Source organism: Pseudomonas wayambapalatensis (assembly GCF_049942315.1).
GTDB lineage: Bacteria > Pseudomonadota > Gammaproteobacteria > Pseudomonadales > Pseudomonadaceae > Aquipseudomonas > Aquipseudomonas wayambapalatensis.
In genome coordinates this window covers 36538-53749 of record NZ_JBNFMU010000227.1, presented here as the reverse complement: position 1 = coordinate 53749, position 17212 = coordinate 36538, and the positions used below count along the sequence as shown (strand labels likewise).

Genomic DNA, 17212 nt, shown 5'->3' with positions numbered 1-17212 from the left:
CCTCTCTTGCAAGGCCCGGAAAGAATCAAACTACGATGGAGAGTCAAACCATGAAATCCCTGCGCTATGCCCTGGCCCTGCTGGCCGCCACCGCCGTAACCTCCGCCTTCGCCGAAGGCGGCGCCGATCGCCTGCAGGAACACCATGCCCGCTGGGCCCTGCAACAGCAGCAGAGCAAAGCCATGGTGGCCAAGCGCGAAGCCGCCAAGGCCGCCCAGCAAGACGCCCAGGTCAACAGCAACAGCGGCCAGGACGCAGCAGCCAAGCCTTCGTCCTGATCAGCAGAGGGTGCGGCCTCCTGTCGCACCACCAGGGCTTTGGCAAGTGATGGGGCGCGGGCGTAGAATGCCGCGCCCTTTTCGCCCAGTCGCCTTGTACGGTGGCTACCGGCAGCAATGACAACGTCCGTGCCTCAGCCACATCGCGCATGTGCAACAGGCTCAACCGACCCCGCCCGATCTCGCGCTCCGAGTCTGCGGTTGAGTCTTGCCCTGGTTGCATCCCCGCCCTGGCACTTACGTGCAGCCCCGGTCCTTCGAGGTCTGGTCAGACGCGCGTGGTCGAAGAGGCTCATTCGCTGATCGATCACTTGAGGTACGTATGTCTCCGCGTTTGCTGGCGATGGCGCTGGCACCCCTGCTCGGGCTCTTCATCATTGCCCTGGGCAATGGCCTGCTGTATTCCCTGACCACCCTGCGCCTTGGCGAAGCCGGCGAATCGGCAACGATGATCGGTATCGTCTCGTCAGGCTTCTTCATCGGCCTCACCCTCGGTGCCATCTTCAACGACCGGTTGATCCTGCGCATCGGCCACATCCGTGCCTACAGCAGTTTCGCCTCGCTGATTGCCGCGACCATTCTGTTGCAAGGCCTGTTCGTCGACACCTGGGGCTGGTTCGCCCTGCGCCTGCTCAACGGCTGGGCCACGGTCGGCGTATTCCTGGTGATCGAAAGCTGGCTGCTGCTGGCCGGGGACGCGAAGATTCGTGGGCGCCTGCTGGCCCTTTACATGATCGCGCTGTACGGCGCGGGCGTCCTCGGTCAGGCGATGCTCGGCGAGCTGGTGAGCCTGGGTGCCAGTGCACCGTTCACCGTTGCGGGCATGCTGGCGGCACTCTCGGTACTGCCGATCGTGATCCTGCCGCGGGTGTCGCCGCTGCTGGAGCAGGTCGAGCCGCTCAAGCCACGGCAATTGCTGGGCGTGACGCCAAGCGGCCTGGTGGGCTGTTTCGGTTCGGGTGTGGCGATTGCTGCGGTGTATGCCCTGCTGCCGTTGTACCTGCAGCGTATCGGCCTGGATGTCGGTGAAGTCGGGCGCATGATGGCCTGGGTGATCCTGGGCGCGATGCTGCTGCAGTACCCGGTCGGGCGCTGGTCCGACCGCAAGGATCGCCAGGATGTGTTGATCGCCCTGGGCACGCTGTGCGTCGTGCTGTCGCTGGTCATCCTGCTGTTGCCCCCGACCTCGGCCTGGCTGCCAGCCGCATTGTTCCTGCTGGGTGGTGGTGTGTTCGCGGTGTATCCGGTGGCGGTCAGCCATGCCGCCGACCGCGCGCCGATGGATGCGCTGGTGCCGATGATCCAGGGCCTGCTGCTGATCAACTCGCTGGGCTCGGCGATGAGCCCGCTGGCGATCTCGCCGGTGATGACCTCCTATGGCGAGGCCGGACTGTTCTGGGCCTTCGCCGTGATCAACCTGGCCATGGTCAGCTTCTTCGTCTGGCGACGTGGCAAGCGCCCCGCCCCACAACATCCGGCCCCCTTCGCGCCCACCGCGACCTTCTCGCCGACCGGCGCCGAGCTGCGCATGACCGAAGAACTGATCCATGCCGCGCAGGATCATCCGCCGATCGTCGATGCCGTCACGGGTGAAAGCGCTCCGCTCACACGCTCCGAGCCTGCCTGATCGGGCTTGCCCGATCGAAGTGCCCGCGTGGGGCTGCGCCGCATCCCCACGACCGCCCGTCGCACACCGGGCACTCAGCTTCCCTGCGCGCAGCCGAACGAAGGACGATCATCCTCGTAGGAGATTTACCATGGTTCCCATGCGCCCGCTGTTTTTCTTCCTCGCCCTGGGGCTGGCTTCCAGTGCCAGCTTCGCCGCGTCCGACACCAACCATACCGATCACAAGGCACCCGCCACGCAGGGCCAGACCGCCGGTGACGGCAGCAGCGTCAACAGCCCTGGCGGCAGCAAGGGTAACGACAGCAGTGACACCGGCAGCAACGCCGACGCAGCCGACGGCAGCACTGGTGGCTCGAGCAGCACTGGCGAAGCTACCGGCAGTGGCGCCGGGGCGTCCGGTGGCACTGCCGAGGATCAGGATAGCCAGTAAGGTCTAGCGCCAGTAGCGTGGGTCATCCACCAGCCGTTCGTGCGCCTGGAACAGCACCGGCAACTGCTCCTTGAGAAAGTCCAGCCAGGTACGCACCTTGGCATCGAGATAGTGCCGCGACGGGTAGATCGCGTAGATCTCCCGTTGCCGCAACCGATACGGGGCCAGCAGCCGGCAAAGGCGGCCGTCCTCCAGGGCCTGGCTGGCCGAGTAATAGGGCAACAGGCCAATCCCCATGCCAAGCTCGGTCGCCTTGACCATCGCATCGGCCACATTGGTGAGAAAGGTGTCCTGGGGCGAGATCACGCAGCTGTCGGGCGCGTCACCGAAGGGCCAGTCCTCCTCGAACAGGGGATCGACCGTGCGCAGGCAGACATGCTCGTGCAGGTCTTCAGGGCGCTTGGGGACGCCGTGGCGGGCCAGGTAGTCGGGGGATGCACACAGCACGCTGTAGATGCTGCCCAGCGGGATGGCGATCAGTTGCGAGTCTGGCAGGCCCTGGCCGATGGCAATGACCACGTCATGACCCTCGGCGAGCAGGTCGGGGTTGCGCTGGGACAGGGTAAGCTCCATCACCACTTCACGGCATGAGGCGTTGTAGCGTGCCACCAACGGCATCATCAGCAGGCCCAGGCCATGGCTGCAATGCACGCGCAGCCGTCCACGGGGTGTGAGGTGGGCGCCGCGTGCTTCGTCAAAAGCCTCTTCGGTCAGCAGCATGATCTGGCGTGAGCGCTCGAGAAACCGCTCCCCCGCCTCGCTCATGCGCAGCCGCCGGGTGGTGCGATGCAGCAGGCGAGTCTGCAACTGGTTTTCCAGTTCGGCGACGATCCGCGACACCTGCGCCGCCGAAATGTCCAGCGCATTGGCGGCTGCGGCGAAGCTGCCGCATTCCACTACCCGGGCGAAAGTGCGCATTGCGTGCAGCATGTCCATGACGTGACGCTCCAGCGTGATTCATACCTTGAAGGCATGAATCTATCACGGTCTAGCCCATTTATTGTGAAACACCAATGAATGGATCATGAGGGAAACCTCATCTGGAGTTCATCATGAAACGCTCGATCGCCGTACTTGCGCTGTGTAGCGCCCTGCTCCCCATGGCTGCCTTCGCCGAGCAGCCTCGCTCGCCGTCTGCCGAGGGCCAGGTTTACGAATACGGTATGCCGCTGGATATCGCCAAGGTGGTGTCGATCACCCCGGCCAGTAACGCTGCCGACTGCCAGGTCGGCACTGCGCACATGGTCTATGTCGACCACCAGGGCCAGACACACAAGGTCGCTTACAGTGAAATGGGCGACTGCTCGCAGCAATGAGCCTCAGGCCAGCAATTGGTCGATCCAGTCGATGTGCATCGCAAAGGCCCGAGCCTTGTCCTGGGGGACTTCCCTGGCCCGTTCGAAGTTGGCCAATGCCTGCTGGCGCTGGCGTCGCATGCGCTGCCACTTGTTGATGAACGCCGAGCTTTTCTCGCGCATCAGCAAGGGGCCGAACAACAGCTCCTGCGGGCTGTAGCGCACCGAGCCGGCCGGTTCGGCGACAATGATCTCGTAGTCGAAGCGGTTTTCCCGCAAAACTTCTTCGCTGACAATCCGATAGCCGTTGTCCATCAACCACTGGCGCAGCGGTTGTTCGCCGCCGTTGGGTTGCAGCACCAGGCGTTGCCCATCCTGCAATCGCGCCTTGCCTGCCTCGAGGATCTCGACGATGGTTTCCCCGCCCATGCCCGAAAGGCTGATGGTGTCGATGCGATCGTCGCTTTCGATGGCAGCCAGACCGTTGGCCAGGCGCACGCTGATGCGCGCGTCCAGCCCATTGCGGTGTACGTTGCGCCGGGCTGACTCGCAAGGCCCTGCCGCTGCCTCGCCGGCCACTGCGGCCTCGATGGCGCCGCGCAATACCAGGACCACCGGCAGGAAGCCGTGGTCGGAACCGATATCGGCCAGGCGCGCCCCTGGCGGGATATGAGCCGCCACGCGTTCCAGCCGCTGCGACAATGTCTGTTCGTTCAACGCCAACCCCTTGCATGAGAATCGGCGCGATTCTGAAGGCCGGGGCGCGCCATTTCAATGCATTTGCGACGGGGGCCGCGGCTCGCGTAGGCTTGCGCTTTTCCTTCCGAAGCAAGGCAGAGTCGTTCATGGCCCAGACAGGTATCACTTTCACCCCCGATGCGGACGCCGCGTCCATCTCCTCCGATGTCGCCGAGTACAACGGTATGCTGGTCACCACACAGGTCCCGATTCGCGCCGATGGCGAACTTGAGCTGGGCGATATCGTCACCCAGAGCGAGTGCACCCTGCAGGCGCTCAAGGATGCGCTGGAGCGTGCCGGCAGCTCGATGGACCGCGTGCTGCACCTGACCATTTACCTGACCGACATGGCTGATCGTGCGGCATTCAACGAGGTGTACCAACGCTTCTTCGCCAAGCCATGGCCGGTGCGTGCGGCGGTGGGCGTGGCCTCGCTGGCGTTCGAAGGGATGAAGGTCGAAGTGACGGCGATGGCGGCCAAGGGCTGATATCAGCTACCGGCTTTTGGGCGGGTGTTGGCTTTTTTTGCGAACCACCCGCCCCCCATTGAGCACCGAGACCAGTCCATCTGTGACAGCGAATTCCGCAGCGTCTAGATGTCCATCGCCAACAACGCGGCCCCCAGGCACTTGCCATGGGCATCCAGCGCCAACGAGCGGGTCACGCCACCGCGCAACAACCCCGGCAGCACGAAGTTCAGCGCCTTGAGCTGCGGCAGGTCATAGCGACGGACAGGCCCTGCGCTTTCATCGCGAAGATGGGCAAACCACGCCGCTACTCGTTCCGCTGTCAGCTCGCGCTCAAGCAGCGGGTAGTCCTCCTCCCGATACGCGATCAGCGAGATGTTCGAGGTGTCGCCCTTGTCCCCCGTGCGGGTGTGGGCAAGTTCGTGCAGTTGGCGGGTCATGGGCATTGCTCCAGGTGGACTTGGGGTTGGGCGAGCTCACGCGGCAGGTAAAGGCTGGCGACGGCCAACACCTCGCGGACCTGGCGAGTGGCCCCGCCACCGCCAGCCGGGCCATTGGTGTAGAGCGTCTCGACCTCGTTGGCGACCGCTTGCGCCGCCTCGCGGTTCAGGCAACGTGCCGCAACCCGCAGGCGTACCTCCCAGGGTTCGCCGCCCATGCCGAAATGGCTGGCGTGCAGCGAATCGACCCCCATCAGCTCGCAGCGCAGCTCTTCGACGGCGACGCCGGTCAACGCCAGGCGCTCTTCGACGATCCGTCCGGCCAGACGTGCCCGCGCCACGGCATTCGGGCCGCCGTAGGAAATCTGTCCTTCGCCAATCCAGCCATCCCGATAGCCCACGGTAACCTTGAGTTGTTGCGGGCGGGCCATGCCTTCGCCACCACTGACGCGTACCTGATCCTTGCCGCAGGCTTGCAGATGCACGCCCGAGAAGTCGGCCGTGACATCCGGCGTCAGGTAGCGACGCGGATCGTGTACCTCGTAGAGCAGTTGTTCGGTGCAGGTCGCGACATCGATGCGTCCCCCACTGCCGTCGACCTTGCCGAGCGTGGCCAGGCCTTCGATGTCGATATCCGCGAAGGGGAAGCCAAGCCGCGCCAGGTCGGCAACATCCTTCAGGCCGGGATCGGCAAAGTAGCCACCACTGACCTGCCCCGCACATTCAAGCAGATGCCCGGTCAGTGTCCCTCGGCCACGGCGACTCCAATCGTCGTCAGGCCAGCCAAAGTGATGCACTTGCGGTGCAAGGAACAGCGACGGGTCGGCGACACGGCCGGTAATCACCACATCGGCGTCCAGGGCCAGTGCCTGGACGATCCCTTCGACCCCCAGATAGGCGTTGGCCGACACCAGTCGCCCACCCAGCCCGGCCACCGTCAGGCCGTTGTCCAGCGCCCAGTCCGGGTGCTGGCGCAGCACGTCGAGCACATCGTCACCGTCCACTGCCGCGACCTTCAGCCCCTGCAGCCCGAGTTCAGCCGCGATGGCCGACACTTGTCGCGCCGCGCCACGCGGGTTGGCTGCGCCCATGTTGGTGATGATACGCAGACGGCGCGCGCCGCCGCGTACATAGGGCAGCACCGCCCGCATGCGCTCGGTCAGCAACGGATCGAAGCCGGCCTGTGGGTCGGCCAGTCTGGCTTGCTGGGCCAGAGCGATGGTGCGTTCGGCCAGGCATTCGAACACCAGGTAATCCAGTTGCCCATCCCGGGCCAGTTCCACCGCAGGCTCCAGGCGATCGCCGGAATAGCCGGCGCCGGCGCCGATTCGCAAAGTGTTCATGTTCAGAAGACTCCAAGTGCCAGCGCGGTCAGGGTCATCAGCACCGACGCGGCGAACAGAAATGGCAGGGTGAAACGCTGGTGATCGGCAAGGTCGAGCTTGCACAGGCCCACCAGCAGGAAGGTCGCTGGGGTCAGCGGGCTGACCGGGAAGCCGGTGGTATGTACGCCAAGCAGCGACGCCTGGGCCACCTGCACCGGGTCCACGCCCAGCGAGCGGCCGACCTCGGCAATCACCGGCATGACCCCGAAGTAGAACGAGTCCGGGTCGAACAGCAAGCTGAGCGGCATCGACACGAAGCCCACCAGTGCGGGAATCAGTCGCCCGTGGCCCGGCGGAATCTGTTGCACCGCCACCTCGGCCATGGCCTTGAGCATGCCGGTGCCTTGCATGATGCCGGTGAACACACCGGCGGCAAGCAGGATGCTGGCCATGGTCAGGGCGGTCTTGGCGTGTGCATCGATGCGTTCGCGTTGCTGATCGACACGGGGGTAATTCAGGCAAAGCGCGGCGACCGTGCCGAGCATGAACATCACTACCGGGTCGACCCAGCCTGCGATCATCACCGCCATCACCAGTACGGTGAGCAGCAGGTTCGGCCAGAACATGTGCGTACGGCGCAGGGCTTGTTCATCGGCGCTCAAGATACGCTGCGGTGCCGCGCCGGCATCGGCGCCGGCCATGAGCCCCAGGCGTTTCTCTTCGCGTCGGCCCAGCCAGTAGGCGCAGCCGAAGACGAACAACAGCCCCACCACCTGTACCGGAATCAGCGGTTGGAACAGGTCAGCCACCGGCACGTGCAGCGCCGCGGACGAGCGCAGCACAGGTCCCGTCCAGGGCAGGAAATTCACCCCCGCCGCCATCGCCGCAACGCAGGCCAGCACCCGTCGGTCGATGCCCAGGCGTGTATACAGCGGCAGCATCGCGGGCACCGTGACGAGGAATGTCACCGCACCCGACCCATCCAGGTGTACCAGCAACGCCAGCAATGCGGTGCCGCAGACGATACGGGTGGGGCGGGTGCCGACGGCGCGCAGGATGCGGTCGATGATCGGGTCGAGCATGCCGGCATCGGTCATCACGCCGAAGAACAGGATGGCGAAGATGAACATGCCGACCACCGGGGCGACATTCTTGATGCCAGTGAGAATGAAACCGCTGGTCTGCAGGCCGAAACCCGCGAGCAAGGCAGCCACGATGGGAAAGGCAATCAGCGCGACCAGGGGCGAGATGCGCTTGCTCATCACCGCGATCAGCAAGGACAGAATGGTAATGACGCCGTAGAGGGCGAGCATGGGGTTACTCCGGCTTGTTTTTGTTGTTGTCCCGAGTATCAGGAGAGGTTCGGTAGCGTGTAAATTGCAATTTAAAGCCACGCACATTCGAAAAAACAAAATGAAGAATACCCTGCAGCATATTCGCGCCTTCATCACCGTTGCCCAGCGCGGCAACTTCGCCCGCGCCGCCAACGACCTGCACTTGTCGCCCTCGGCCCTGACCGTCCAGATCCGCCAACTCGAAAGCTGGCTGGGCGTTGCCCTGCTCGAACGCAGCCCTCGGCACGTCACCCTCACTGCTGCAGGGCGCGAGGCGTTGCCGGCGATGGAGAAGCTGCTGCTCGATCTGTCCAACATCGTCAGCGCCAGCCAAGGCTTGGCGGCGGTGCGCCGCGGGGTGGTCACAGTGGCTGCCCTGCCCTCGTTGTGTGCCGGGGCGCTGACGCAGCGGCTGGCGGTGTTCCGGCAGTCGCATCCAGGTGTCGAAGTGCGCCTGCGCGACCTGGTTGCCGAGCGCATTGTCGAGCGCGTGCGCGAAGGCGATGTGGATTTCGGCGTGGGTGTGCGCAGCCAGTTCGGGCACGGGCTGGACTTCACACCGTTACTGAGTGATCGGTTATGCCTGTTTGTGCCTGTCGGACACCCGCTGGCCACGGGCCCCGTCGATCTGCAAGCCCTGGACGGCCTGCCGATGATCCTCACCGGGCGCGACAGCAGTGTGCGGGCGCAGATCGAGGAGGTGTTCCGCGCACACGGGCTGGTGTTGCAAGCCGCCATGGAAGCCAACTACATGTCGACGGTATTGGCGCTGGTGCGCAATGGGTTGGGGGTTACGCTGCTGCCGGAATCGGCGGACGACGGTACACACAGGTTGCTGCGCAGGCCCTTGGAAGCGCGAGGTCTGGAGCGTGAAATCGGCATCATCACCCGCACAGAATGCAGCCTGTCACCAGCCACTTCGGCCTTGATCGATTGCCTGGGTGATCTGTCAGGCACAGACAAATGACCTATCATTTTTGCCAGTTGTCGGCGAGCGCCTAATCCCAGTAGGTTGGATCTTAACAATGTTGTCCGAGAGGGCGATGTCGTGTGTTGCCATTCAAGGGATCGAACCCACCAGGGAGCAAAGACGATGACAAGTCGAGAGTCGACCTCAATTAATCTATTGGCTGCATTGTTTTTATTTTTTTATGCGCTTCCTTCTGCCTGGGCCGCCGAGGCCACTGATGAAATAAACGCAATAAACGCCCAGGAAAAAGTAGAAACATTGGGGCAGGAATTGACTAAAGATCTTACCCCTGGCGTCCTGTATCAGCTGGACTGGGGCAACCCCCAGCATTATCAACTTTATAAGGCACAACAACTCCTGACAGGGCATACAAAAGCACAGGCGCCCGAAATGTTCAGGCGCCTGGAAGCTGCGCACAAACAGCGGGTGAAAGCGCTCGCTGTTTCCGGCGCAAAGCCTGACGCAGTAAAACCAGTTGTCTTCCCTGAGACGTCCAGTGATGCCGACGCTCCTTTGCAAGACCTTCAATTCATCTCGGAGCTTTCGCGCTCCAATGCTACTGCAACCAGTTCAGCGGTCACGTACAGCTCTGAAGCCATTTCGACCGTTGCGAACGGCAGCGAGAGAAACTCTGTCACGCTCATTATGTATAACGACCTCACGGGTGATTTCATTGCCTCGAAAAACGCCACTGATCTGACGAACCTTCCTGAACTACGCGTTAACGTGAGTGCCTCGGTGGATCCAACGATTCCCGTTCGCGCTGTCGCTTTCTTCAACATGATCCCCAAGGACAGTGACGACGAGTTCCCGCCGACGCTCGTCATGAAGGCAGTCAGTTCAACGGGTATCGTTGACGCTTGTATGACAGAGCCCAGGCCTTGTACAAGAGACGCCAATGGCAAATGCGTCATTTCTGCTCCTGCCGCTACGGAAGTCTGCAGCAATAAACTCCCTGACAACGATACACCCATCAAGATGTGCTGGAACCGCCACAGCCGTGAAGAGTGCGATTATTGGGCAAGCCAGAACAAGCCTGCTAACTATCTGATTCCCGTTTCTGGCTACGCTCTCGCCGAAGGAAAAACCGAATCTACGGTAACTGGCGAAACGGCGATCTATCTAGTAAACCCGAGCGGTGGGGGCTGTCGGGTACACTCCAGAGCTGAAAGTATTGCTGACGAATGGACATCTGACGGTAATGGAAAGCTGAGCTTCAATTACGAGGCCGAAAAGTTCAAGCGCAACCCGTCATGCCTGACCAACAATAAAGACTCGCTCGTCAACTTCTACATGACCAACATGCTCTACCTTCCAGGAACGCCAGAAGATCCCATGCCACGAAACGTAACGCTTGTATTTACCAGCGATAAGCGATCCGCAGGAAACCCCGGCAGGGAGATCATCCCTCAACTCCGCATCATGGAAGGTTGTGTAGCAGGGGGCACATTGATCACCCTGGCGTCGGGCGAGACAAAAAAAATCGAAGAGATCGTCTCGGGAGACAAGGTCAAGACACCGCATGGCGTGCGCACGGTCAGTGAAAGAACCACGGGTACAGAAAATGGCTCCATGCTTGAGATACGCACTACCGGCCAGACCCTGCATGTCACACCGACCCACCCCATCATGCGAGCGATTCAAATCGGGAGTGCCGTGAGAAACATGGAGGTGCAGGCACGGGAAATCCAGGTAGGCGACAAGTTGGCCGGTGACGGACCTCCGATCACGGTGACATTCGTCGGTTATGTCGAGGCTCAGGCCACCCCGGTATACAACTTGCAATTCAAAGGTGGCGTCGAAGGCAGTTATTACGCCAACGGCATTTTGTCGGGTAACCTCGCTACGCAAAATATGCTGGCAGATCTCAAAAGCAGAGCGCCACTTCGCAGCCCTGCGCAACTGCGAGCAACCGTCCATCCTGCGTTCTTGGCTGATTACGACAACCAGCAAAAACAAAAGGCGCAGCAGTCCTCTGACGTGAGCGGCACTTCACAGGAGGTCGGCAATGCAACGCGGTAACGATGCACTCAGGCTCTCCATCGTTCAGGCCGTTTACGAGACAGACTGCCTGCATGTGGCATGGAGCCCTCTCGAATTGGACACGCCTGCAGGTTGGGTGATCACATTGGGTCATCAGGACACAGGCGGCTGGACGCCGTTGAAACACCAATTCATTCCAGACGGTGCAGCTACCGTTGGCGTATTACCTCTGTCCGAACCCCTGAGCGCGATACGTGAATATCGCGTCACCGTGATGGCCTTGCGGGAGAGTGGGGAAACAGAGAGCAGCGCTCCACTGCCCCTGCCAACCCTCCAGCCGATCCTGCACTCGGCGATATACGATGGCGAGACCCTGCGCGTTGGTTGGCAGCCTTCCAGCCAGGCTCTTCTGGGCTATGAGATCGTCGTGTCATCAACGGTCAGCGGCACGACATTCGTCATTCCAATCAGTGGAGCGGGTAGCGCCAGTGCTGTCGTGGGCAATTCGCAACTGGGCGGGGGGCTGGGCAATGACCAAGGCTGGACAGTCGGCGTGGAGGCTGTGGTTCGCGAGAAAACCCGCGCCCGATCGGAGCTGATTCATTTCCCGTCATGCATGACCCCGCCGAATCTGGAGCAGAGCCCGCTCTATCGTGGTGGAAACCGCATCGCAGTCGCATGGTTTTCCCTGGACCCCAGAGAGATCGTGCAATACCAGCTGAGCCTGCACAGTGCGCTTACCGGCACGCATTACGACATGGCCCTGCCCGCGGGATACGAGCTCGCCGACTTGCCACTGTCCTCGCCACTGCCGGAGTTTGATGCGTTCAGCTTTACCCTCACGGCCCTGACTGCAAAAGGCGCAGGCATCAGCACCAAGCCTTTGCGCGTCGTAGCAGACAGGCCCGACATCACCTCAGTGGTGTTGGACAACGAGGGCGTCGATGTGACCTGGAACATGTCGAACAGTCTGGAGATCACTCACTACATCGTGCAGGTGTTTTCGCCAGAGACCGCCATGGTCGCCGCCTCTGCGCGCGTCGATGCCCCCCGGACCCACGAGCGCTTGTCGCTGAAAGCGCCGCTTAGGACCGACAAGAAGTGGGTGTGTCAGGTCATTGCCTATCCTGGGTCTGGGGTAGGAACGGAAGGCGATTGGGTGCCGATGGTTACTGGGACTCCATTGGTTACCTTGCTCCGACCGAGAGTAGGGGTCGTGGATGTCACCTGGTCGCCTCCGGAATCGGTAGTAGCGCCTGAAGGCACATGGGTAAAGATTACTCGCGCAGGTAATGTCATCAGTCAGGATCGGGTCGCTGGCTGCAGTGCCCAGATGATGATTCCAGTGTTTGATGCGAACCTGGATCAATCGCTGAGCGTACAGCTGACGCCTATCTGTGGCAAAGCGTCCAGCAGGACGCAATGGCAAGCGGAGCAAACTGCTCCGGCTCTCTGACACGTGGGCGGATGACGGGGCTGCGTCAAGGAGAGCAGGCCCGTCGCTGCCGAGTATGCCCGCCTGGAACGTCACGGGTGCCTGCGCGGCAATTCATCGCTACAATGCCGCCCTAAACCGTGACAGCACGAACCTATAACGACATGTCCCTTCCAAAGAATCACCTGGAACTGCTCAGCCCTGCCCGCGATGTGGCCATCGCCCGCGAGGCCATTCTGCATGGCGCCGACGCCATCTATATCGGCGGCCCGAGCTTCGGCGCGCGGCACAACGCGTGCAACGAGGTCAGCGATATCGCCGAGTTGGTGGAGTTCGCCCGGCGCTACCACGCGCGGGTCTTCACCACGATCAATACCATCCTCCACGACAACGAGCTGGAGCCTGCACGCAAGCTGATCCATCAGCTGTACGACGCCGGTGTCGATGCATTGATCGTCCAGGACCTGGGGGTGATGGAGCTGGACATCCCACCGATCGAGTTGCACGCCAGTACACAGACCGACATTCGCACCCTAGAGCGCGCCAGATTCCTCGACCAGGCCGGCTTCTCCCAGTTGGTGCTGGCCCGTGAACTGAACCTGCAGCAGATCCGCGCCATCGCCGCCGAGACCGATGCTGCCATCGAGTTCTTCATCCACGGCGCGTTGTGCGTGGCCTTCTCCGGCCAATGCAACATTTCCCACGCCCAGACCGGCCGCAGCGCCAACCGGGGTGATTGCTCCCAGGCCTGTCGCCTGCCCTACACCCTCAAGGACGATCAGGGCCGGGTGGTTGCCTTCGAGAAGCACCTGCTGTCGATGAAGGACAACAACCAGACCGCCAACCTGCGTGACCTGGTCGACGCCGGCGTGCGCTCATTCAAGATCGAAGGCCGCTACAAGGACATGGGCTATGTGAAGAACATCACCGCCCACTACCGCAAGGAGCTGGATGCGATTCTCGAAGATCGCCCGGACCTGGCCCGCGCATCGAGCGGTCGTACCCAGCACTTCTTCGTACCCGACCCGGACAAGACCTTCCACCGCGGCAGCACCGACTACTTCGTCAGCGACCGCAAGATCGACATCGGTGCCTTCGATTCGCCCACCTTCACCGGCTTGCCAGTGGGTGTGGTGGAAAAGGTCGGCAAGCGTGACCTGATGGTGGTCACCGAGGTCCCGCTGACCAACGGTGACGGCTTGAACGTGCTGGTCAAGCGTGAAGTGGTGGGCTTCCGGGCCAACATCGCCGAGCCACGTGGCGAGTTCGAGGACGATGGCCAGACACGCTACCGTTATCGCGTCGAGCCCAACGAGATGCCCGAAGGCTTGCACAAGCTGCGGCCGAATCACCCACTGTCGCGCAACCTTGACCATAACTGGCAGCAGGCGCTGCAACGCACCTCGTCCGAGCGCCGCGTCGCGGTTCAGTGGCATGTCGTGCTGACCGAGCAACGCCTGGCGCTGAGTGTCACCAGCGAGGAAGGCGTCACCGTGCAGGTTGCCCTGGACGGCCCGTTCGGCGCGGCCAACAAACCGCAGCAGGCGCTGGATCAGTTGCACGACCTGCTGGGCCAACTGGGCACCACCCAGTACCACGCCGAGGCCATCGAGATCGATGCCCCGCAGGCGTACTTCATCCCCAACTCGCAACTCAAGGCCCTGCGTCGTGAGGCTATCGAAATGCTCACCGAGGCACGGGTCAAGGCGCACCCGCGCGGTAGCCGCAAGGCCGAGACCACGCCTCCCCCGGTCTATCCCGAAGCGCACCTGTCGTTCCTGGCCAACGTCTATAACCAGAAAGCCCGTGACTTCTATCATCGCCATGGGGTGAAGTTGATCGATGCAGCGTTCGAGGCCCACGAGGAGCACGGCGAGGTGCCGGTGATGATCACCAAGCACTGCCTGCGCTTCTCCTTCAACCTGTGTCCCAAGCAGGCCAAGGGCGTTACCGGTGTACGCACCAAGGTCGCGCCAATGCAGCTGATTCATGGCGACGAAGTGCTGACCCTGAAATTCGACTGCAAGCCGTGCGAAATGCACGTGGTCGGCCGGATGAAAGACCACATCATCGACCTGCCAACCCCAGGCAGCGCGGTGAGCCAGGTGGTTGGGCACATCAGCCCGGAAGACTTGCTCAAGACCATCGTGCGCGCGCCGCACTGAGGCCGAGCACGACTGCTGCCTCCGCCTCCCGGTGAAGTTTCGAGGCAGGCAAGGATTGCCTGCCTGCCGCGCACGAGCGCAGATTGATTCGGAAAATAACTACGGGTACAAACCCGAAATTCTTGCCTCAGCCTACTGTTGCGGTGCCGAGCTACCCCGGCACCGCGCAGCATCACTTACGAGCGGCCGCCCTTGCGGCCCATGTCGTCGTTCTGCTTGTTGCCACCGGACTGCTGGCCGCCTTTGCGACCGGCTTCGGACGCTTTTTCCCGGTCGTTGGCGAAGTTGCCAGGATTTTTGGTACCACCCTGACTGCCAGTCTTGTTCTGGTTATTGGCCATGGTCTTGCACCTCTTGTGGCTGTGGGATATGCACGGGCGTTTGCCGTACATAAGTTCGGAGCATCGCAGCAGCAGGGGATTCGGTTTATTACCGATCTGGCAGACCGGTGGCGCTAAAGGTGCAGCGACGCTGTATTTGGCGCGAGGTGCTTTGAGTTACGGGGCGTTTTCGAGGCTACGCTGGCGACGGCCCAGCCAGGCGCCAGTAACGCCCCAGCCAAGCGCGAGGATAGCGCCGATCGACATGGCCAACTGCGGATGCTCGCCCAGCAGGTCCAGGCCGCGCTTGACCCAACCGCTCAAGGCATCGCCGCCGCGGTAGACCACGGTGTCGATAAAGTTCTTGGCTTTGTATTTCTCATCAGCGGGCAAGACGGTGAAGAGCATCTCCCGTCCCGGGCGCACCAGGGCGTACTCGCCTGCACGACGCACGACCATCACGAAAACGAACACCGCAAAGACCGGCGCCAGTGCCAGCCAGATGAAGGCGACCGCCATCACCAGTGGTACGCCCACCAGTAACACACCGACACCCAGGCGCCGGGCCAGGCGTCCGGTGAGAAAGACCTGGGTGAGTATCGCCAGCGTTTGCACGACTGTGTCGATCAGGCCAAAGACTTGTGTCTGCCGTGTACGGTCGCTGAACGTCTCGCTGACGATACGGGCCTGCTCGAAATACAGGAAGGTGCTGACGCTGGCCAGCAGTATGACGAACAACGCGATACCCAGCAGGTAGGGCGACTGCAGCACGGCGGTGGCGCCGGAAAACGGATTCCCGCCCAGCGGCCGAGAGCTCGGATGCGCGGTGCTGGTCGGCAGCGGATTCAGCTCACGCCAGTGTTGCAGGTACAGCGCAGCGCCTATGCTGCCAAGCAGACAGACGCCCGCCAGCACCAACAAACCCGCGTGCCCGAGGGGAGAAACCAGCAGAGTGCCAAGAATCGGCCCGCTCAAGCCGCCAAGGCTTGCACCCGCCGCCAGCAGGCCGAACAGGCGCTTGCCCTGCTCGCTGGAAAACAGGTCTGCCAGTACGCTCCAGGCCAGGGAGATGGCCAGCAGGTTGAACACCGACAGCCAGATATAAAAAGCCCGTGCATTCCAGAGGTCATCTGGATCACGGGCAAAGAGCACAGCAAACAACAGCAGGTTGCTGGTAAAGAAGGCGTAGGTCCACGACAGGATGCGCCGCCGCTTCACCCTTGAAGCAAGCCAGCCGAATAGCGGCAGGCAGGCCAGGGTCGCAATGAAGGTGCCTGTGAACAGCCATTGCAGATTGTCCACACCTCCTGCCACGCCCATGGTTTCGCGGACGGGGCGCAGCATGAAATACCCCGTGAACAGCAGGTAGAACAGCGCAAGGCCTGCGACCACTGCCGGGCCTTCGCCGGGCTGGATGTTGAGGCTCTGGTCCAGGCGCCGCCGCAAGTCGCTCATGGCGTCAGGCAAATTGCCTGATGAGCGCCTGGCGCTGGGCTTCGCTCAGCAACGGCCCGCTGCCAGCCTTGAGCTGGTCAAGCTGACGGTCCGGGCGGCCGGTCGCAGGAATTACCGTGGTCACCGCCGGGTGACTGATGGCGAACTTCAGGAACAGCTGCGCCCAACTGCCGATACCCGCCTCGCCCGCCCAAGATGGCAATGCCTGATCCTTGACCCGAGCGAACAGCCGGCCATCGTCGAAAGCACGGTTGACCAGCACCGCGACGCCTTTGTCCTGGCACAGCGGCAGCAGCTCGCGCGCGGCATCCGGAGCGTTCACCGAGTAGTTGATCTGGATGAAATCCAGCGGCTCGCTGCGCACGATGCGCGCCACCTCATCCTGCCCACTGTTGAGATAGTGAGTGATGCCCACATAGCGCGTCTTGCCTTGCTGCTTCAACTCCCGGGCATAGGGTAGCTGGGTCTGCCAGTCGCGCAGGTTGTGGATCTGCAGCAAGTCGACCTTGTCGGTGCGCAGGCTGGAAAGGCTTTGCACCCATTGCCGTTCGGCCCCTTCCCGGCTGTCGGCAGCGATCTTGGTGGCGATGAAACACTGACGGTGCCAGCCGCCCTCCTCCAGCAACTGGCCGAGAATGGCGTCGGCACCGCCGTAGTTGGGCGAGGTGTCGATGACCTTGCCACCGCCTTTGAAGAACGCCTCGAGCACAAGCTTGAGCTGTTGGTACTGGGCAGAGCCGGCCTGGACCTCGAAACTACCGGAAGTGCCGGCACCGATGACCGGCAAGGCCTCACCGGTGGCGGGGATCTTGCGGGTCAGCAGGCCGCTGCCGGACTCGGCGCGCAGCCAAGGGCTCAGGGCCAGTGCGCCAAGCGCGGCGCTGGCACGCAGGACATCGCGACGTGCGTACATGAAGGAGGCTCCCGTTTACAGGGGGAAACCTTCAAGG

At 62.4% G+C, this 17212-nt stretch carries 17 protein-coding genes; 9 read left to right on the top strand and 8 right to left on the bottom strand.

Features of this window, described 5'->3' with window-relative positions:
- Positions 1–50 precede the first annotated feature (50 nt).
- The 3 genes from ACPZMI_RS21570 (at position 51) to ACPZMI_RS21560 (ending at position 2335) form a co-directional block, all read left to right on the top strand.
- Entirely contained in the window at positions 51–278 is a 228-nt protein-coding gene (locus ACPZMI_RS21570) for a hypothetical protein (RefSeq protein WP_186664627.1), read from the top strand.
- Between the two features lie 322 nt (positions 279–600).
- Positions 601–1905, top strand: coding sequence for an MFS transporter (locus ACPZMI_RS21565; protein WP_426353027.1), 1305 nt, complete (start codon positions 601–603; stop codon positions 1903–1905).
- Positions 1906–2035: 130 nt separating this feature from the next.
- Complete coding sequence (locus ACPZMI_RS21560) at positions 2036–2335, top strand: hypothetical protein (protein ID WP_186709176.1); 300 nt, start codon at positions 2036–2038, stop codon at positions 2333–2335.
- A gap of 3 nt (positions 2336–2338) precedes the next feature.
- On the opposite strand, the gene ACPZMI_RS21555 is transcribed toward ACPZMI_RS21560, so the two are convergent.
- Positions 2339–3271 carry a LysR family transcriptional regulator gene (locus ACPZMI_RS21555; RefSeq protein WP_186709175.1) on the bottom strand — a complete coding sequence of 311 codons (933 nt, stop codon included), beginning with the start codon at positions 3269–3271 and terminating at the stop codon, positions 2339–2341.
- A gap of 116 nt (positions 3272–3387) precedes the next feature.
- Here ACPZMI_RS21555 and ACPZMI_RS21550 point away from each other — a divergent pair, with 116 nt between their 5' ends.
- Complete coding sequence (locus ACPZMI_RS21550) at positions 3388–3651, top strand: DUF2790 domain-containing protein (protein WP_186664621.1); 264 nt, start codon at positions 3388–3390, stop codon at positions 3649–3651.
- Positions 3652–3654: 3 nt separating this feature from the next.
- Here ACPZMI_RS21550 and ACPZMI_RS21545 read toward each other — a convergent pair whose 3' ends face one another.
- Positions 3655–4347, bottom strand: coding sequence for a tRNA (adenine(22)-N(1))-methyltransferase (locus tag ACPZMI_RS21545; protein ID WP_186719401.1), 693 nt, complete (start codon positions 4345–4347; stop codon positions 3655–3657).
- A gap of 128 nt (positions 4348–4475) precedes the next feature.
- On the opposite strand from ACPZMI_RS21545, the gene ACPZMI_RS21540 reads away from it, so the two are divergent.
- Positions 4476–4856 (top strand): RidA family protein, encoded by a 381-nt coding sequence (locus ACPZMI_RS21540; RefSeq protein WP_426353026.1) that lies wholly within the window; start codon positions 4476–4478, stop codon positions 4854–4856.
- A gap of 104 nt (positions 4857–4960) precedes the next feature.
- On the opposite strand, the gene ACPZMI_RS21535 is transcribed toward ACPZMI_RS21540, so the two are convergent.
- From ACPZMI_RS21535 to ACPZMI_RS21525, 3 genes are read right to left on the bottom strand one after another with little or no spacing between them, the layout of a single operon-like run.
- The gene (locus ACPZMI_RS21535; RefSeq protein ID WP_186664616.1) at positions 4961–5275 is read right to left on the bottom strand and encodes an AtuA-related protein; all 315 of its coding nucleotides are present in this window, start codon (positions 5273–5275) and stop codon (positions 4961–4963) included.
- Positions 5272–6618 carry an acyclic terpene utilization AtuA family protein gene (locus ACPZMI_RS21530; RefSeq protein WP_411382515.1) on the bottom strand — a complete coding sequence of 449 codons (1347 nt, stop codon included), beginning with the start codon at positions 6616–6618 and terminating at the stop codon, positions 5272–5274. The genes ACPZMI_RS21535 and ACPZMI_RS21530 overlap by 4 nt, the downstream gene beginning before the upstream one ends.
- A gap of 2 nt (positions 6619–6620) precedes the next feature.
- The gene (locus ACPZMI_RS21525; protein WP_186664614.1) at positions 6621–7913 is read right to left on the bottom strand and encodes a CitMHS family transporter; all 1293 of its coding nucleotides are present in this window, start codon (positions 7911–7913) and stop codon (positions 6621–6623) included.
- A 100-nt stretch (positions 7914–8013) separates the two neighbouring features.
- On the opposite strand from ACPZMI_RS21525, the gene ACPZMI_RS21520 reads away from it, so the two are divergent.
- The 4 genes from ACPZMI_RS21520 (at position 8014) to ACPZMI_RS21505 (ending at position 14487) form a co-directional block, all read left to right on the top strand.
- A complete protein-coding gene (locus ACPZMI_RS21520) occupies positions 8014–8901 on the top strand; it encodes a LysR family transcriptional regulator (RefSeq protein ID WP_426353025.1) in 888 nt (295 codons plus the stop codon).
- Positions 8902–9027: 126 nt separating this feature from the next.
- Positions 9028–10926 carry a Hint domain-containing protein gene (locus tag ACPZMI_RS21515; RefSeq protein WP_426353024.1) on the top strand — a complete coding sequence of 633 codons (1899 nt, stop codon included), beginning with the start codon at positions 9028–9030 and terminating at the stop codon, positions 10924–10926.
- The gene (locus ACPZMI_RS21510) at positions 10913–12343 is read left to right on the top strand and encodes a hypothetical protein (RefSeq protein WP_426353023.1); all 1431 of its coding nucleotides are present in this window, start codon (positions 10913–10915) and stop codon (positions 12341–12343) included. The genes ACPZMI_RS21515 and ACPZMI_RS21510 overlap by 14 nt, the downstream gene beginning before the upstream one ends.
- Positions 12344–12486: 143 nt before the next feature.
- Positions 12487–14487 (top strand): peptidase U32 family protein, encoded by a 2001-nt coding sequence (locus tag ACPZMI_RS21505; protein WP_288377445.1) that lies wholly within the window; start codon positions 12487–12489, stop codon positions 14485–14487.
- Between the two features lie 176 nt (positions 14488–14663).
- Here the strand turns inward: ACPZMI_RS21505 and ACPZMI_RS21500 are convergent, their stop codons facing one another.
- The 3 genes from ACPZMI_RS21500 to ACPZMI_RS21490 all read right to left on the bottom strand — a co-directional run bounded on the left by ACPZMI_RS21500 (position 14664) and on the right by ACPZMI_RS21490 (position 17175).
- The gene (locus ACPZMI_RS21500) at positions 14664–14828 is read right to left on the bottom strand and encodes a con-10 family general stress protein (RefSeq protein WP_186664609.1); all 165 of its coding nucleotides are present in this window, start codon (positions 14826–14828) and stop codon (positions 14664–14666) included.
- Between the two features lie 156 nt (positions 14829–14984).
- On the bottom strand, positions 14985–16262 hold the full coding sequence (locus tag ACPZMI_RS21495; RefSeq protein ID WP_426353022.1) for an NTP/NDP exchange transporter: 1278 nt from the start codon (positions 16260–16262) through the stop codon (positions 14985–14987).
- Positions 16263–16266: 4 nt separating this feature from the next.
- Positions 16267–17175, bottom strand: a complete 909-nt coding sequence (locus ACPZMI_RS21490; RefSeq protein ID WP_186664606.1) for an aldo/keto reductase — start codon at positions 17173–17175, stop codon at positions 16267–16269.
- Between the last annotated feature and the right edge of the window lie 37 nt (positions 17176–17212).

Coding starts and splice junctions, on each gene's coding strand:
- ACPZMI_RS21565 (WP_426353027.1), top strand. CDS start 601: ATGTCTCCGCGTTTGCTGGCGATGGCGCTGGCACCCCTGCTCGGGCTC.
- ACPZMI_RS21540 (WP_426353026.1), top strand. CDS start 4,476: ATGGCCCAGACAGGTATCACTTTCACCCCCGATGCGGACGCCGCGTCC.
- ACPZMI_RS21495 (WP_426353022.1), bottom strand. CDS start 16,262: ATGAGCGACTTGCGGCGGCGCCTGGACCAGAGCCTCAACATCCAGCCC.
- ACPZMI_RS21550 (WP_186664621.1), top strand. CDS start 3,388: ATGAAACGCTCGATCGCCGTACTTGCGCTGTGTAGCGCCCTGCTCCCC.
- ACPZMI_RS21570 (WP_186664627.1), top strand. CDS start 51: ATGAAATCCCTGCGCTATGCCCTGGCCCTGCTGGCCGCCACCGCCGTA.
- ACPZMI_RS21500 (WP_186664609.1), bottom strand. CDS start 14,828: ATGGCCAATAACCAGAACAAGACTGGCAGTCAGGGTGGTACCAAAAAT.
- ACPZMI_RS21555 (WP_186709175.1), bottom strand. CDS start 3,271: ATGGACATGCTGCACGCAATGCGCACTTTCGCCCGGGTAGTGGAATGC.
- ACPZMI_RS21505 (WP_288377445.1), top strand. CDS start 12,487: ATGTCCCTTCCAAAGAATCACCTGGAACTGCTCAGCCCTGCCCGCGAT.
- ACPZMI_RS21520 (WP_426353025.1), top strand. CDS start 8,014: ATGAAGAATACCCTGCAGCATATTCGCGCCTTCATCACCGTTGCCCAG.
- ACPZMI_RS21530 (WP_411382515.1), bottom strand. CDS start 6,618: ATGAACACTTTGCGAATCGGCGCCGGCGCCGGCTATTCCGGCGATCGC.
- ACPZMI_RS21560 (WP_186709176.1), top strand. CDS start 2,036: ATGGTTCCCATGCGCCCGCTGTTTTTCTTCCTCGCCCTGGGGCTGGCT.
- ACPZMI_RS21490 (WP_186664606.1), bottom strand. CDS start 17,175: ATGTACGCACGTCGCGATGTCCTGCGTGCCAGCGCCGCGCTTGGCGCA.
- ACPZMI_RS21510 (WP_426353023.1), top strand. CDS start 10,913: ATGCAACGCGGTAACGATGCACTCAGGCTCTCCATCGTTCAGGCCGTT.
- ACPZMI_RS21535 (WP_186664616.1), bottom strand. CDS start 5,275: ATGACCCGCCAACTGCACGAACTTGCCCACACCCGCACGGGGGACAAG.
- ACPZMI_RS21525 (WP_186664614.1), bottom strand. CDS start 7,913: ATGCTCGCCCTCTACGGCGTCATTACCATTCTGTCCTTGCTGATCGCG.
- ACPZMI_RS21515 (WP_426353024.1), top strand. CDS start 9,028: ATGACAAGTCGAGAGTCGACCTCAATTAATCTATTGGCTGCATTGTTT.